The organism is Streptomyces sp. NPDC051133 (assembly GCF_040682635.1).
Lineage (GTDB): Bacteria > Actinomycetota > Actinomycetes > Streptomycetales > Streptomycetaceae > Streptomyces.
On the sequence record NZ_JBFBBK010000016.1, the window covers coordinates 82027 to 97825 of the forward strand.

Consider the following 15799-nt stretch of genomic DNA (forward strand, 5'->3'; position numbering starts at 1 on the left):
GTGCTTCGCCCGGGTGCCGCCCGTGTGCTCAGGTGCCGACGTCAGTTGACGTTGACCGCCGCCCAGGCCGCGGCCACCGCCTTGTACTCGGTGCTGGAGGAGCCGTACAGGGCGGACGCGGCGGACAGGGTGCCCGCGCGGGCCGACTTGTAGTTGGTCGTCGACGTGAAGTACGTCGTCAGCGCCTTGTACCAGATCTGCAGCGCCTTGTCGCGGCCGATGCCGGTGACCGTGGAGCCGTTGGACGTGGGCGAGTTGTACGACACGCCGTTGATCGTCTTCGCGCCGCTGCCCTCCGACAGCAGGTAGAAGAAGTGGTTGGCGACGCCGGACGAGTAGTGGACGTCCAGGTTGCCGACGGAGGAGGACCAGGAGTCCGCCGAGCCGCCGTCCTTGCTGGGCTTGTCCATGTAGCGCAGCGGGGTGCCGTCGCCGTTGATGTTGATCTTCTCGCCGATGAGGTAGTCGCCCTTGTCGGACGCGTTGTTGGCGAAGAACTCCACACCGGTGCCGAAGATGTCGGAGGTGGCCTCGTTCAGGCCGCCGGACTCGCCCGAGTAGTCCAGGCCCGCGGTGTTGGCGGTGACGCCGTGGCTCATCTCGTGGCCGGCCACGTCCAGCGAGGTCAGCGGGTCGACGTTGCCCTCACCGTCGCCGTAGGTCATGCAGAAGCAGCTGTCGTCCCAGAACGCGTTCACGTACGAGCTGCCGTAGTGGACGCGGGAGTACGCGCCGACACCGTCGTTCTTGATGCCGCTGCGCCCGAAGGTGCTCTTGTAGAAGTCCCAGGTCTCCGCGGCGCCGTAGGCGGCGTCGGCGGCCGCGGTCTGGTCGGAGGAGGAGCTGGAGGCGGTGCCGGTGCCGAAGACGTTGCTCGAGCTGGCCACCAGGGTGCCCTTGCCGGACGTCTTGCGGGCCAGGTTGTAGGTCTTGTGGTTGCCCCGCGCGCTGTCGGTGAGCTGGTACGTCGAGCCCGACTGCACGGTGTTGAGGCTGACCGTGCCGGAGTACAGCGTCTTGCCGGTGCCGGTCGCGTTCTCGATGCCCTGGTACTCGAAGAGCTTCTTGCCGGTGGCCGCGTCGGAGATGACGTGCAGCTGGTTCGGGGTGCCGTCGTCCTGGAGGCCGCCGACGACCGTCTCGTAGGCGAGGACGGGCTTGCCGGAGCCGGCCCAGATCACCTTGCGCGCGCCGTCCGCGGTGGACTTGGCGGAGCCGAGCGTCTTGGCGGCGGACACCGCCTGCTTCTCGGCCTTGGCGGCGGTGATCTGCGGCTTGAGCGAGGCCACCTTGATGGTCGACTTGGTCGCTCTGGTGACGCCCTCGGTCTTGCCGGACTTGGCCGTGTGGACGACGAGGTCGCCGCCGAGCACCGGCAGGCCCGCGTAGGTGCGCTCGTAGCGGGTGTGGACGGTGCCGTCGGCGTCCTTGACGACGTCCTTGACGACCAGCTTCTCCTTGGCGCCGAGGCCTATGTGCTGCGCGGTCTCGGCGGCGCCGGCCTGGGCCTTCTGGATCAGGGAGGTGCGGGCCGCGGCGGACAGCGCGGTCGGCGCGGCGGCCGGCGGCTTGGCCGAGGCGGCCGGGGTCTGGGCGGAGGCACTGGTGGTCAGACCAGTGGAGAGCAGGGCTCCGGCGGCGACAGCGGTGGCGATGGCCAGAGTGGTGCGCTTGTGACGCGCGTAGAGGGGGCTCACTCAAAGCTCCTTCAGGTGGGGAGTCCGGTCAGCGTGGGGTTACTGGCCGGCGATATGGCGTTGTGAAGTTGCTGTGCTGCTGCGGCGGGTGGAGAGAGAGTGACATCAGGGGCGCGTACATGTCAGGACCCTGAAGTGATGTTGGCTGGAAATCGACGCATCCATGAACGTTGCGGCTGTGTGAACTGCTGCCGACCGAGGGCGGTGAGCCCTCGGTCGGCGCCCTGTTTCCGGGCCTGTTGCTTGCCGCTTACGGGAACGTCAGCTTCCAGCCGTTGATCGTTCCGGTGTCGTAGGTGGCTTGATCCTGCACCTTCAACTTCCAGGTCCCGTTGGCCGGCTCCGCGGCGGCGTTGACCGTGAAGGTCTGCTTGACGTTGTCCGCCGAGTCCGACGAGGAGAAGTTCTTCAGGCGGTACGCGGTGCCCGACGGGCCGACGAGGTCGATCACCAGGTCACCCCGCCAGGTGTGCGTGATGTCGACGCTCACCTGCAGATTGTTCGGTGCGTTTCCGCTCCTGCCGGAGACGGTGATGGCGGAGGTGACGGCGGGCCCGTTGTCCGGTATCGACACCGGGGTGCTGTTCTCGTACGTCGAACCGCCGCCGCCCCCGCCCCCGCCGGAGCGCGAGCCGACCGCCACGGCGGCCCAGGCGTCCTGCACCGCCTTGTACTCGGCGCCGGACGTGCCGTACAGCTCACCGGCCGCCGCGAGGGTGCCGGTGCGGGCGCCCGCGTAGTCGGTGGTGGAGGTGAACTTGGTGGTGAGCGCCCGGTACCAGATCTGCAGCGCCTTGTCGCGGCCGATTCCGGTCACCGGCAGCCCGTCCGCCGTGGGCGAGTTGTAGCTGACGCCGTTGATCACCTTGGCGCCGCTGCCCTCGCTCAGCAGGTAGAAGAAGTGGTTCGCCACGCCCGACGAGTAGTGCACGTCGAGGTCGCCGACGCCCGAGTACCAGGAGTCGGCGGAGCCGCCGTCCTTGCTGGGCTTGTCCATGTAGCGCAGCGGGGTGCCGTCGCCGTTGATGTCGATCTTCTCGCCGATGAGGTAGTCGCCGACGTCGCTGGAGTTGTTGGCGTAGAACTCCACGCCCGTGCCCATGATGTCGCTGGTCGCCTCGTTCAGGCCGCCCGACTCCCCGCTGTACTCCAGCCCCGCGGTGTTGGCGGTGACGCCGTGGCTCATCTCGTGGCCGGCCACGTCGAGCGCGGTCAGCGGGTCGTTGTTCCCGGAGCCGTCGCCGTACGTCATGCAGAAGCAGCCGTCGTCCCAGAACGCGTTCACGTACGAGTTGCCGTAGTGCACCCGCGAGTACGCGCCGACGCCGTTGTTCTTGATGCCGCTGCGGCCGAAGACGTTCTTGTAGAAGTCCCAGGTCTCCTGCGCGCCGTAGTGGGCGTCCGCGCCCGCCGTGGCCGCGTTCGAGGTGGTCCCGTTGCCCCAGGTGTCGTTCGACTGCGAGAACAGCGTGCCGGTGCCGCTGGAGCCGTGGTTCAGGTTGTACGTCTTGTGGTTGCCGCGCGCCCCGTCGTTGAGCGTGTACGTCGAGCCCGACTGGGTCGTCGTGAGGGTGACCTGTCCGCTGTACTGGGTGTTGCCGACGCCGGTCCTGATGCCCTGGTACTCGAAGAGCTTCTTGCCGGTGGCCGCGTCGGAGATGACGTGCAGCTGGTTCGGGGTGCCGTCGTCCTGGAGGCCGCCGACGACCGTCTCGTAGGCGAGGACGGGCTTGCCGGAGCCGGCCCAGATCACCTTGCGCACGCTGTCCGCGCTCTGCTTGCTGCCGCCGAGCGTCTTCGCCCGCTGCACGGCCTGCTTCTCGGCGGCCGCCCTGGACACGGCCGGGGTGAGACCGGTGACCTTCAGCGTGGCGCCGGTGGCCCTGACGACCTCCATGGTCTTGCCCGTGCGGGCGGTGTCCACGACCAGGTCGCCGCCGAGCACCGGCAGACCCGCGTAGGTGCGCTCGTAGCGGGTGTGGAGCGTGCCGTCGGCGTCCTTGACGACGTCCTTGACGACCAGCTTCTCCTTGGCGCCGAGGCCGATCGCGCGGGCCGTCGCGGCCGTGCCGGCGTCGGCGTGCCGGATCAGCTCGGCGCGCTGGGAGGGCGTGAGCCGGACGGCCAGATGGGCCGGATTCGCCTTGCCGGCCCGCGGCTGGGCGGCCGGTGCGGCGCCGGCGGCGCCCGACTGGACGGCGACGGCGATCAGGGCGGCGACGCCGACGAGGGCGACGGTGGCGGTACGGCGGTGCGGGGTGTGGGAGGTGCGTCCGCGAGAGGAATTGCTTCTCAACACTGACTCCTTCTGCGTGACCGCGGGTCGCGCGGCCAGGGGAGACCGGACGGTGGGTTGGGACGTCCGGGGCAGAACAGGGCGTTGCGCGGAACCACGTGCGGGCCGCTCGCAGCGGGTGAAGCTGTGGGGTTGCTGTGAGTCGGCCTGGGAAGAGTGGCAGGGGATCACGCAGCCTGTCAGGAGCGCGTCAGAAACTTGGCCGGAAATGGTTCGTTGACCGGATGTTCATGTTCGGTATGCGGACCGGCCGTCAGGGGGACGCCTCCCCGTGCCAGGTCCCCCACAGCGCCGCGTACGCCCCCTCGGCCGTCACCAGCTCCTCGTGCGTGCCCAGTTCGGTGAGGCGCCCGTCCTCCATGACCGCCACCCGGTCCGCGTCATGAGCGGTGTGCAGGCGGTGGGCGATGGCGATGACCGTGCGGCCCCGCAGGACCGCGGCCAGGGCGCGCTCGGTGTGCCGGGCGGTGGTGGGGTCCAGCAGGGCCGTCGCCTCGTCCAGGATCAGCGTGTGCGGGTCGGCCAGCACCACCCGGGCCAGGGCGAGTTGCTGCGCCTGCGAGCCGTCGGTGGCCCGGCCGCCCGCGCCCAGCCGGGTGCCCAGGCCGTCCGGCAGCTCGCGGACCCAGTCGTCGGCGCCCACCGCGGCGAGCGCCGCCCACAGTTCGTCGTCCGTCGCCGCGGGTTCGGCGATCAGCAGGTTCTCGCGGACCGTGCCGAGGAACACATGGTGCTCCTGCGTGACCAGGACGACCTGGCGGCGCAGCAGTTCCGGCGCCAGCTCGGCGACCGGCACCCCGCCCACCGTGACCGTGCCGGTGCCGGGCCGGTCGATGCCCGCCAGCACCTGCTCAGGGTGGTCTTGCCGGCTCCCGAGGGGCCCACCACCGCGAGCCGCTCCCCGGGCCGCACCGTCAGATCCACCCCGCGCAGCACCTCGCCGCCGCGCTCGTAGGCGTACCGCACGCCGCGCACGTCGATCCGGTCGTCCGCCGGGACCGGGGAGTCCGCGGCATCCCCGCGCGGCGCCCGCGCCAGCCCCTCCACGCGGGCGAACGAGGCGCCGCTCTCCTGGAGTTGCTCCACCCGCATCAGGATCTGGTCCAGCGGTTCGGTGAACTGCCGCAGATACAGCGCGGCGGCCACCACCGCGCCGACCCCGACCGCGCCACGCGCGTGCAGCCATCCGCCGACCAGCAGCACGCCCACCACGGGCACGGTGTACGTCACCTCGACCGCCGGGAAGAACACCGTCCGCAGCCACAGCGTGTGGAAACGGGTCCGGCGAGACCTCTCCAACGCCTCCCGGCTCGCCGCGACCCGCCGTCGCCGCAGCCCGAACGCCTCGACGGTCCGCGCCCCGGCCGCCGTCGCCGCGAGGATCTCCGCGACCTCCGACGACGCCGCCCCCTCGGCGAGATAGCCGTCCCGGGCCCGCCGCAGATACCAGCGCAGGGCCAGCCAGATCGGGGTCAGCCCGAGCAGCCCGAACGCGCCGAGCAGCGGGCTCAGCAGGAACACCGCGCCCAGCACGAAGAGCGCCTGCGCGGTGTTGACCAGCAGTTCCGGGCCGACGTCCCGCAGCGTGGTGCCGACCGTCGCCACGTCCGCCGTGCCGCGCGCGGTCAGATCGCCGGTGCCGGCCCGCTCCACCACGGACGCGGGCAGCGCCAGCACCCGCCGCACGAACTCCTCGCGGACCCGGGCCAGCGTCCGCTCCCCGAACCGGTGACCCACGTACCGTGCCCAGCGGGCCAGCAGCAGCTGGGCCGACGCACACAGCAGGATCCACAGGGCCGGCCGGTCCACCGAGCCGACCCCGTGCCCGGCCCTCACCTCGTCGACGATCCGCCCGACCAGCCACGGCCCGGCCAGGCCCGCCCCGGCCGCCAGCGCGTTCAGCACCAGCGCGGCGGCGAACGCCCGTTTGTCGGCCCGCACCAGCCGCAGCGCGGCCCGCCGCACCTGACCCCGGTCCGCGACCGGCAGCAGCCCCTCGCCCGCCGTCACCGTACGACCCCCTCGGCGTCCTCCGCCTCCACGTCCCGGGCCACCAGCGCCCGGTAGCCCGGCTCCTCGGCCAGCAGCCGCCGGTGCGGGCCGCTCGCCACGACCTTCCCCTCGGCCAGGAACAGGACCGTGTCCGCACGGTCCAGCACCAGCGGCGAGGTGGTGGTCACCACCGTCGTACGGCCGTGGCGCGCCTCCCGCAGCCGGGCGGCGACCAGCGCCTCGGTGTGCGCGTCCAGCGCCGAGGTCGGCTCCACGGCGAGCAGCACCTCGGGCTCGGCCAGCAGCGCCCGCACCAGCCGGACGCGCTGCCGCTGCCCGCCGGACAGGCTGCGGCCCTGCCCGGCCACCGACGAGTCCGCGCCGTCCGGCAGCCCGCGGACGACGTCCTCGGCGGCCGCCGCGTGCAGCGCCCCGCGCAGGGCCGCCTCGCCCGCCGTGTGTCCGGCGGCCACGACCTCCCGGAGCGGCCCGGCGAACAGGTCGGCCTCGTTGTCCGCGACCAGGATGCGCCGCCGTACGTCGGCCAGCGGGATCCCGTCGAGCCGTACCCCGCCCCAGGTGACGTCGGTCGGCCCGAACCGGCCGAGCCGGTCCACCACCGCGGCCGCCTCCGCGGGCCTGGCGGCGGCCAGCGCGGTCAGCCGGCCCGGCACCACCCGCACCCCGGACACCGGGTCGTGCAGCTCGGCGGGCCCGTTGGGGGCCGGCAGGCCGCCCTCGTCCGGCTCCGGCTCCAGCCGCAGCAGCGTCACGACCCGGCGCGCGGCCACCACACCCCGGTTGAGGTCGTAGGCCGTCTGCACGAAGAACGCCACCGGCCCGATCAGCACGGCCGCATAGCCGTACACCGACACCAACTGGCCCACGGTGATGTCCCCTTGAGCGGCGAGGCGCGCCGCCAGCCAGGTGACGACGGCCAGGAACAGGGTGGGCAGGCCCACCCCGAGGGCCTGCACCCAGCTGGCGACCGCGCCGACCCGGTAGCCCTGGGCGCGCAACCGCTGCGAGTCCTCCCGGAAGGCGTCCGCGAACAGCCCCTTCCCACCGAGGCCGTTGAGGACGCGCAGGCCGCCCGCGAGGTCGCCGATGCGCGCGGTGAGCACGCCCTGCCGCTCCCGGTACGTGCTCTCCGCACCCTGCAGCCGCAGCGTCAGCGGCCCGGTGACCAGCGCGATCACCGGCAGCCCGAGCAGCACCACCGCCGCGAGCGGCGCCGAGACCGACAGCAGCAGCGCGGCCACCACCCCATAGACCACGCCCGAGCCGACACCCGGGCCCACCACGGTCAGCGCCATCGCGATGGTCCGCACGTCGCCGACCCCGATGGTCACCACCTCACCGGCCTCCGCCCGGCGCGACAGCGCGGCCCCGAGCCGGACCACCTGCCCCACGACCACCTTCACCGTGCGGAAGTGGGCGTCCATCCGCACCCGCGTCATCGTGCGGTGCCGCATGATGCTCAGCCAGGCGTTCACCGACCCGAGCACGAACATCACCGCGCACCACCCGGCCAGCACCCCCGGCCGGCCCGGCACCAGACCGTCGTCCACGGCCCGCGCCATCAGATACGGCTGCGCGGCCAGCAGCACCATCCACACACTGCCCAGCAGCGCCCCGGCCACCGACCGCCCCGGCTGGCACCGCACCAGCCACCCCAGATAGCGCCAGCCGCCACGCGTGTCGGGCGTGCCCGGGTCCTCGTAGGCGTCGATCATCCGTCCCCCGATCGGCTCGTTGTGCGGCACCCCTCACCCACGGCCACGGCCGGCTCGCGCACCGGGAACACACCCACCGCGTCCCCGGTCGCCGACCGCACCCCGTGCCGCTCGTGCAGGCGCCGGGCCGGATGGAAGTGTTCCGGCGAGCGGGCGTCCCCGGCCGGTCGCGGCGCCGCGCGGCGGGCGGACGCGCTGCCGGTCCCGGTCAGCCGGGCGTGCTCCGGCGCGGAGCGGTCCCGTGGCCGGAACCCGTGTCCGCCGTAGCGCCCGAGCCGCCGCGGAGCGGCCCGGGGTGCCACGGTCCGCGTCTTTGCGATCGCTCCGACGTCCGCCGGTGAGGCCTGCCGCCGCTTCCGGTCCGCCATCGTCGTCCCTCCCCGTCCCTCGGCTAGCTGAGGCTGTCCCGCCAGGCCCGGTGCAGGTCCGCGAAGTCGCCGGAACCCGCGATCAGTTCGGCCGGGGAGCCGTCCTCCACGATGCGGCCGCCCTCCATCACCAGCACCCGGTCGGCGATCTCCACCGTCGACAGCCGGTGGGCGATCACCACGGCCGTGCGGCCCCGCAGCACCGTCGACATCGCCCGCTGCACCGCCCGCTCGCCCGGCACGTCCAGCGAACTCGTCGCCTCGTCCAGGATCAGTACGGCCGGATCGGCGAGCAACGCCCGAGCGAAGGCGACCAGTTGACGCTGGCCCGCCGAGATGCGGCCGCCGCGCTTGCGGACGTCGGTGTCGTACCCGTCGGGCAGCGCGCTGATGAACTCGTGCGCGCCGATCGCCTTCGCGGCCCGCTCGATCTCCTCGCGGGAGGCGTCCGGATCGCCGATCGCGATGTTGTCCGCGACCGTGCCGGAGAACAGGAACGCCTCCTGCGTCACCATCACCACCCCGCGCCGCAGGGCCCGCGTGGACAGCTCGCGCACGTCCACCCCGTCCAGCAGGACACGCCCCTCGGAGGGGTCGTAGAAGCGGGCGAGGAGCTTGGCCAGCGTGGACTTGCCCGCGCCCGTGGCACCGACCACGGCGACCGTCTGCCCGGCCGGGAGTGTCAGATCGAAGCGGGGAAGCACCTCGCCGCCGGTGCGGTAGGCGAAGCGGACGCCGGCGAAGACCACCTCACGCCCGGGCAGTTCCTCCCTGCCCGGCGGCAGCTCCCGCGGGGCCGACGGCTCCGGCACCGACGGGGTCTGGGCCAGCAGCCCGGCGATCTTCTCCAGGGACGCCGCGGCCGACTGGTAGGAGTTCAGGAACATGCCGAGCCGGTCTATCGGGTCGTACAGGCGCCGCAGGTACAGCACCGCGGCCGCCAGCACACCCAGCTCCAGCGAGCCGGTCGCCACCCGGTGGGCACCCCACAGCACGATCCCCGCGATCGCCGTGTTGGCCACCAGCCGGGACCCCACCACATAGCGGGCCATCTCCAGCAGCGCGTCCCCGTTGGTCCGCTCGTGGCGTGCGTTCAGCACCGCGAACTCGGCGTCGTTCGCCGCCTCCCGGCGGAAGGCGCGCACCGGCCGGATGCCGTTCATCGTCTCCACGAACTTCACGATCACGGCCGCGATCGCCGTGGACCGCACCCGGTACACCCGCCCCGCGCGCTGCCGGTAGAGCCGTACGAGCAGGTACAGCGGCACGAAGGAGGCCACGGCGACCGCGCCCAGGCCGAGGTCCAGCCAGAGCAGCAGCGCCGAGATGTAGACGAAGGACAGCACCACGGTCACCAGCTCCTGCAGGCCCTCGGCCAGCAGTTCGCGCAGCGACTCGACGTCCGTCGTGGAGCGGGAGATCAGCCGGCCCGAGGTGTAGCGCTCGTGGAAGTCGATGCTCAGCGCCTGGGCGTGCCGGAAGATCCTGCCGCGCAGCTCCAGCAGCGCGTCCTGGCTGACCCGGGCGGAGGCCTCGATGAAGGCGAACTGCAGCCCGCCGGAGAGCAGGGCGCACAGCAGATAGCCGACGGCCACCGCGATCAGCGGGCCGTGACGGTGGTCCCGGACGGCCGGTACGGCGCTGTCGATGGCGTACGCCACCAGCAGCGGGCCCACCTGCACGGCGGCCTGCTGGAGCAGCAGCAGGAGCGCGGTGAGCGCGACGCGGGCCTTCATGGGGGAGAGCAGCGAGCGCAGCAGGGCGGCCGTCGCGCCGGGCGGGGTGGGCAGGACGTCCCGGTCGAAGGGATCGCCGGGATCCGCGGGGTCCGGGCCGCCGCCGCTGCTGGTGGTGGGGGCGGACGGCGTCGTGGTCGTCATGGGCGGTCCTCCTGCTCCCCGGACATCAGATGTGCGTACTCGGCGTTGCCGCGCAGCAGTTCGTGGTGGGTGCCCACGGCGGCGATCCGGCCGCCCGACAGCAGGGCGACCCGGTCGGCGAGCAGCACGGTGGACGGGCGGTGGGCCACGATCAGGGCGGTGGTGTCGGCGAGGACCTGCCGCAGGGCGGCCTCCACGGCGGCCTCCGTGTGCACGTCCAGGGCGGAGAGCGGGTCGTCCAGCACCAGGAACTCCGGGCGTCCGACCACCGCCCGGGCCAGCGCGAGGCGCTGCCGCTGGCCGCCGGAGAGGCTGAGGCCCTGTTCGCCGACGCGGGTGCCGGTGCCGTACGGGAGGGCGTGCGCGAAGTCCGCCTGCGCGATGGCGAGGGCACGGTCGAGGTCGGGCTCTCCCGCGTCGTCCGGGGCGCCCATCAGGACGTTCTCGGCGACGGACATGGAGAAGAGGGTGGGTTCCTCGAAGGCGACGGCGACCCTGGCGCGCAGTTCCGCGCGGGACATCGCGGTGATGTCGACGCCGTTCAGGGTGATACGGCCCGAGGTCGCCTCGTGCAGGCGGGGGACGAGCGCGGTGAGCGTCGTCTTCCCGCTGCCGGTGGCGCCGACGAGGGCCATGGACTCGCCGGGGCGGATGTGCAGGTCGATGCGGTGCAGCAGGGGCGGGGAGCCGGGGGGTGCGTCGGGGTAGCGGAACCGGACGTTCTCGAAGCGGAGTCCCGCTGCGGCGGCGGGGGGTCGTGCCGCCGCAGGGGTGCGAGTGCCGGCGGCGGCACGGCTGTCCGCGGTGGTGCGACTGTCCGCGGTGATGTGACCCCCTGCGGGGCTACGGCTGTCCGCGGCGGTACGACTGTCCGCAGTGCCAGGGCTGTCCGCGGTGATGTGACCGTCTGCGGGGGTACGACGGTCCGCAGCGGTAAGGCCGTCCGCAGAGGCAAGGCCGTTCGCGCCGGTACGACCGTCCGCGCCGGTACGACCGTTCGCGCCGGTACGATTACCCGCGCCGGCGTCTCGTGGCGTCGGGTCGGGCGACCCGGGTCCGGCCGGCGCGGCCTCCGGTGCCTCGTCCATCACCTCGAAGTACCGCTCCGTCGCCGTCGCCGCCTCCTGGCTCATCGCCAGCAGGAAGCCGATCGAGTCCACCGGCCACCGCAGCGCGAGTGCCGTGCTCAGAAAGGCGACCAGGGTCCCCGCGGACAGACCGCCGTCGGCGACACGGCCGGCGCCGAGCACCAGGGCCACCCCGATCGCCACCTCCGGCAGGGTCACGATGACCGCCCAGATGGTGGCCAGCAGCCGGGCCTTGCGCAGCTCCGTGCCGCGCAGGCCGCCCGCCAGCGCGCGGAACACCCGCGCCTGGCTGCGGTGGCGGCCGAAGCCCTTGATGATGCGGATGCCGAGCACGCTCTCCTCGACCACCGTCGTCAGGTCCCCGACCTGGTCCTGGGCGCGTCGCGCCACGCGCGCGTAGCGCCGTTCGAAGACCGCGCAGGTCCAGATCACGGGGATCGCGGGCCCGAGGACGACCAGCCCCAGCGCCCAGTCCTGCATCAGCATGATCACCACGCCGATCACGATCGTGACCCCGTTGACCACCAGGAACGTCAGCGCGAAGGAGAGGAACTGGCGCAGCAGCATCAGGTCGGTCGTGGCCCGCGAGAGCAGCTGACCCGAGGACCAGCGGTCGTGGAAGGCCACCGGGAGACGCTGCAGGTGCCGGTAGAGGGCCGCCCGCATGTCCGCCTCGACACGTGACAGCGGACGCGCCACGAGCCACCGTCTGATCCCGAACAGGACCGCCTCGGCGATCCCGATCAGCAGCAGGTACAGCGCGCCGCGCCACACCCCCGCCGGGTCCCGGTCGGCGACCGGCCCGTCCACCATCCACTTCAGGACGAGCGGGATCACCAGACCCGTACAGGAGGCGACGATCGCGACGAACGCGGCGGTGGACATCCGGGCGCTCGCGGGACGGACGTACGGCCACAGGCGCAGCAGGATGCGAACGGCGGAGCGGTCCTGGGTGGTTGCACGTGTCGTGGGCATCATCGCGAGCGTACGGACCGGCACCGACATCGCCCACCGAGTTTCGGCCGGACCCCACCCGGTCGCCGGTCCCATGACCTGCGAGAACGTTCGAGGAGCCGAACCGGGATTCGGTACGGGGTCGTAGCGCGGCATCAACCGATCGGACGATGCCGCTTCGAGCGGGCCGGCCGATGTGCCGGACCCCGCCCGCCCGGGATTCTCTTCGCATGGCATCCGTCATCGAAGTCACCGAACTGCGCAAGGTCTACGGCGGCCGGGCCGTGGTCGACGGCGTCTCCTTCGCCGTCGAGGAGGGCGAGGTCTTCGGGATCCTCGGCCCCAACGGCGCCGGCAAGACCACCACCGTGGAGTGCGTCGAGGGCCTCCGGGTCCCCGACGCCGGCCGGGTCCGGGTGTGCGGGCTGGACCCCGTCGCCGACCACGAGAAGGTCGCACGACTGCTCGGCGCCCAGCTCCAGCAGAGCGAGCTGCAGCCCAAGCTGACCGTGCGGGAGGCGCTGGAGCTGTACGCCGCGTTCTACCCCAGCCCCGCCGACTGGCGGCCCCTCGCCGAACGCCTCGGCCTCACCCCGAAGCTCGGCACCCGGTTCGCCAAGCTGTCCGGCGGCCAGCAGCAGCGGCTGTTCATCGCCCTGGCCCTCATCGGCAACCCGCGGGTCGTCGTGCTGGACGAGCTGACCACCGGCCTCGATCCGCGCGCCCGCCGCGACACCTGGCAGCTGATCGAGGACGTCCGCGCGAGCGGGGTCACCGTGCTGCTCGTCACCCACTTCATGGAGGAGGCGCAGCGGCTCTGCGACCGGATCGCGGTGATCGACAAGGGGCGGGTGGCCGCCCTGGACACCCCGGCCGGGCTCATCCGCCGCTCGGCGGGCGCGACCGTCATCAGCTTCACCCCGTCGGCCCCGCTGGACGACCGGCACCTCGCCGCCCTCCCGGCCCTCGCCTCGATCGAGCGCAAGGACGGCCGGATCACGCTCGCCGGCACCGACGAGACCGTGAACGCGGTCATCACCCTGCTCGCCCGGCACCGCGTCACCGCCCATCAACTCCGCGTCCTGGACGCCACCCTCGACGACGCGTTCCTCGACCTGACGAAGGAGGCCGCGGCATGAACACCGCCGTCCTGCGCACCGAGTTCCGGCTGTTCCGCCGTGAACCCGCCGCCGTTTTCTGGATCTTCCTGTTCCCGACGCTGCTCCTGGTGATCCTCGGCTCCATCCCGTCGTTCCGGGAGGCCGACACCTCGCTCGGCGGGCTGCGGCCGGTCGACGCATACGTGCCCATCGCCGTCCTGGTCGCCCTGATCATGTCCGGGGTGCAGTCGCTGCCCCAGGTCCTGACCGGCCACCGGGAGCGGGGCATCCTGCGCCGGATGCGGCTCACCCCGGTACGGCCCTCCGCACTGCTGTCCGCGCAGATGGTCGTGCAGGGCACGGTGGCACTGGCCTCGGCGCTGCTCGCGCTCGCCGTCGGCCGGCTCGCCTTCGACGTGACGCTGCCCGGGCAGCCGGCCGGCTATCTGCTGGCGCTGCTGCTCGCGACGGCGTCGGCGCTCGCCCTCGGCTCCGTCGTCTCGGCGCTGTCCCGCACCACGAAGATCGCGAGCGCGATCGGCTCGGCGGTGTTCTTCCCGATGATGTTCTGCGCGGGCGTGTGGCTGCCGGTGCAGCAGATGCCGCACACGCTGGCGCGCGTGGTGCAGCTCACGCCGTTCGGCGCGGCGGCCCGCGCCCTGGGCGAGGCGGCCGCCGGCGACTGGCCCGGCTGGGGGCACCTGGGCGTGCTCGCGGCCTGGGCGGTGCTGCTCACGGCGGGGGCGGCTCGTTGGTTCCGCTGGGAGTGAGCGGGCCGTGCCGGAGACTGGGAGCATGACGAACTCGGCGTACCAGCAGCCCCGCGCCTCCTTCCAGACGTGGGGGCCCTGGGCGCTGCTGGCCGCCGCGGTCGTCGCCGGGGGGATGTCCGCCCGGGTGGTCGGCGTGGACCGCGCCGGCCTCGTCGTCTGCGCGGTCCTCGTGCCCGCGGCCGTCGTGCTGCAGCTGTGGGCGCAGAGAGTGAGGCGCAAGCGGCCGGGCCCGAACCGGACCAGTGTCTGCCTCTACCTGCTGCGCTGGGCCTTCGCCTTCGTGCTGACCTGGGCCAACCCGTTCTTCGCCTTCTACGCCGTGACCGGCTACTACATCGCGGTCCGGGAGCTGCCGCGCCGGCTGGTGATGCCCGGCCTGTTCCTGACCGCCGTCACCATGTCGGGCAGCGAGATCGGCGGCTGGCCGCCGCACGGGGTGATCCTGTGGCTCGGCTTCTTCCTCGTCCTGGCCGTGAACATGGGCATGGTCAGCGTCTTCACCCGGTACGCCCTGCAGGAGGAGGCCCGTTCCGTGAACCAGGCCGAGACCATCGGCGAACTGGAGCGCACCAACACGGCGTTGCAGCGGGCCCTCGACGAGAACGCGGCCCTGCACGCCCAACTCCTGCTCCAGGCCCGGGAGGCGGGCGTCGCCGACGAGCGCCGCCGGCTCGCCGCCGAGATCCACGACACCATCGCGCAGGGCCTGACCGGCATCATCGCCCAGCTCCAGGTGGTGGCCAACGCCCCCGACCTGACCACCGCCCGCACCCATCTGGAGCGCGCCTCGACGCTCGCCCGGCACAGCCTCGGCGAGGCCCGCCGCTCGGTGCACAACCTGGCCCCGGTCGCGCTGGCCGCCGACGGGCTGCCCGAGGCGCTGAAGAAGACGGTCACCGAGTGGGGCGAACGCACGGGCACACAGGCGGAGTTCACCGTCACCGGCACCGCCGAGCAGCTCCACGACGAGGTCTCGGCGACGCTGCTGCGCATCGCCCAGGAGGCCCTGTCCAACGCGGCACGGCACGCCCGCGCGTCCCGCGTCGGCGTCACCCTGTCCTTCATGGGCGACGAGGTCACCCTCGATGTCCGGGACGACGGCACCGGCTTCGACCCGGCCGCCGTACCGGAACGCACCCGCGGCGGCGGCTTCGGCCTGGACGGCATGCGGGCCCGCGCCGAGCGCATCGCGGGCTCCCTCACCGTGGAGTCCGAGCCGGGGCAGGGTACGGCGGTGTCGGCTCGCGTACCGTTGGTCCGCGATGACCACTGACCCCGCCATCACGCTGCTGATCGTCGACGACCACCCGGTCGTCCGGGACGGCCTGCGCGGCATGTTCGAGTCCGCGCCCGGCTTCCGCGTGCTCGCCGAGGCCGCGAACGGCGTGGAGGCGGTGGACCGGGCCACGGCGCTCGACCCGGACGTGGTCCTGATGGACCTGCGCATGCCCGGCGGCTCGGGCGTGGAGGCGATCCGCGAGCTCAGCAGGCGCGGTGCCCGCGCCAAGGTCCTGGTGCTCACCACCTACGACACCGACTCCGACACCCTCCCCGCGATCGAGGCGGGCGCGACCGGCTACCTTCTGAAGGACGCCCCGCGCGAGGAGTTGTTCACGGCCGTCCGGGCCGCCGCCGAAGGCCGCACGGTCCTCTCCCCGGCCGTCGCCTCCCGTCTCGTCCACGCGGTCCGCACACCCCGGCAACCCGGCGCCGAGCCGCTGTCGACGCGCGAGCGCGAGGTCCTGGCCCTGGTCGCCAAGGGCACGTCGAACCGCGAGATCGCCCGCGAACTGTTCATCAGCGAGGCGACGGTGAAGACGCATCTCACCCACCTGTACGCCAAGTTGGCCGTCAAGGACCGAGCGGCGGCGGTGGCGGCGGCGTACGACCGGGGGATCCTGGGCTGACTCGCCGC

At 72.9% G+C, this 15799-nt stretch carries 10 protein-coding genes and 1 pseudogene; 4 read left to right on the plus strand and 7 right to left on the minus strand.

Annotation, left to right across the window (positions count from 1 at the left end; genetic code table 11):
- Nucleotides 1-41: 41 nt before the first annotated feature.
- The 7 genes and pseudogenes from AB0N17_RS18360 to AB0N17_RS18390 all read right to left on the minus strand — a co-directional run bounded on the left by AB0N17_RS18360 (nt 42) and on the right by AB0N17_RS18390 (nt 12032).
- Nucleotides 42-1697 (minus strand): M4 family metallopeptidase, encoded by a 1656-nt coding sequence (locus AB0N17_RS18360; protein ID WP_366012374.1) that lies wholly within the window; start codon nt 1695-1697, stop codon nt 42-44.
- A 250-nt stretch (nt 1698-1947) separates the two neighbouring features.
- Nucleotides 1948-3993, minus strand: coding sequence for a M4 family metallopeptidase (locus tag AB0N17_RS18365; protein WP_366012375.1), 2046 nt, complete (start codon nt 3991-3993; stop codon nt 1948-1950).
- 253 nt (nt 3994-4246) lie between these two features.
- A pseudogene (locus tag AB0N17_RS18370) lies at nt 4247-6003 on the minus strand (ABC transporter ATP-binding protein).
- Nucleotides 6000-7721 carry an ABC transporter ATP-binding protein gene (locus AB0N17_RS18375; protein WP_366012462.1) on the minus strand — a complete coding sequence of 574 codons (1722 nt, stop codon included), beginning with the start codon at nt 7719-7721 and terminating at the stop codon, nt 6000-6002. The pseudogene AB0N17_RS18370 and the gene AB0N17_RS18375 overlap by 4 nt, the downstream one beginning before the upstream one ends.
- Entirely contained in the window at nt 7718-8089 is a 372-nt protein-coding gene (locus AB0N17_RS18380) for a hypothetical protein (RefSeq protein WP_366012376.1), read from the minus strand. Before AB0N17_RS18380 ends, AB0N17_RS18375 begins: the two co-directional genes overlap by 4 nt.
- A gap of 23 nt (nt 8090-8112) precedes the next feature.
- A complete protein-coding gene (locus AB0N17_RS18385; protein ID WP_366012377.1) occupies nt 8113-9969 on the minus strand; it encodes an ABC transporter ATP-binding protein in 1857 nt (618 codons plus the stop codon).
- Nucleotides 9966-12032, minus strand: coding sequence for an ABC transporter ATP-binding protein (locus AB0N17_RS18390; RefSeq protein ID WP_366012378.1), 2067 nt, complete (start codon nt 12030-12032; stop codon nt 9966-9968). The genes AB0N17_RS18385 and AB0N17_RS18390 overlap by 4 nt, the downstream gene beginning before the upstream one ends.
- A 209-nt stretch (nt 12033-12241) precedes the next feature.
- Between AB0N17_RS18390 and AB0N17_RS18395 the strand changes: the two genes are divergently transcribed.
- Genes AB0N17_RS18395 through AB0N17_RS18410 form a run of 4 tightly spaced genes read left to right on the plus strand, consistent with a single transcriptional unit; the run spans nt 12242 to nt 15791 of the window.
- A complete protein-coding gene (locus tag AB0N17_RS18395; protein WP_366012379.1) occupies nt 12242-13150 on the plus strand; it encodes an ABC transporter ATP-binding protein in 909 nt (302 codons plus the stop codon).
- Nucleotides 13147-13881: an ABC transporter permease gene (locus tag AB0N17_RS18400; RefSeq protein ID WP_366012380.1), complete on the plus strand. Its 735-nt coding sequence runs from the start codon at nt 13147-13149 to the stop codon at nt 13879-13881. Before AB0N17_RS18395 ends, AB0N17_RS18400 begins: the two co-directional genes overlap by 4 nt.
- Before the next feature lie 25 nt (nt 13882-13906).
- Complete coding sequence (locus AB0N17_RS18405; protein WP_366012381.1) at nt 13907-15157, plus strand: sensor histidine kinase; 1251 nt, start codon at nt 13907-13909, stop codon at nt 15155-15157.
- The gene (locus tag AB0N17_RS18410; RefSeq protein ID WP_366012382.1) at nt 15147-15791 is read left to right on the plus strand and encodes a response regulator transcription factor; all 645 of its coding nucleotides are present in this window, start codon (nt 15147-15149) and stop codon (nt 15789-15791) included. Before AB0N17_RS18405 ends, AB0N17_RS18410 begins: the two co-directional genes overlap by 11 nt.
- The last annotated feature ends 8 nt before the right edge of the window (nt 15792-15799 follow it).

Coding starts and splice junctions, on each gene's coding strand:
- AB0N17_RS18375 (WP_366012462.1), bottom strand. CDS start 7,721: ATGATCGACGCCTACGAGGACCCGGGCACGCCCGACACGCGTGGCGGC.
- AB0N17_RS18380 (WP_366012376.1), bottom strand. CDS start 8,089: ATGGCGGACCGGAAGCGGCGGCAGGCCTCACCGGCGGACGTCGGAGCG.
- AB0N17_RS18385 (WP_366012377.1), bottom strand. CDS start 9,969: ATGACGACCACGACGCCGTCCGCCCCCACCACCAGCAGCGGCGGCGGC.
- AB0N17_RS18390 (WP_366012378.1), bottom strand. CDS start 12,032: ATGCCCACGACACGTGCAACCACCCAGGACCGCTCCGCCGTTCGCATC.
- AB0N17_RS18395 (WP_366012379.1), top strand. CDS start 12,242: ATGGCATCCGTCATCGAAGTCACCGAACTGCGCAAGGTCTACGGCGGC.
- AB0N17_RS18400 (WP_366012380.1), top strand. CDS start 13,147: ATGAACACCGCCGTCCTGCGCACCGAGTTCCGGCTGTTCCGCCGTGAA.
- AB0N17_RS18405 (WP_366012381.1), top strand. CDS start 13,907: ATGACGAACTCGGCGTACCAGCAGCCCCGCGCCTCCTTCCAGACGTGG.
- AB0N17_RS18410 (WP_366012382.1), top strand. CDS start 15,147: ATGACCACTGACCCCGCCATCACGCTGCTGATCGTCGACGACCACCCG.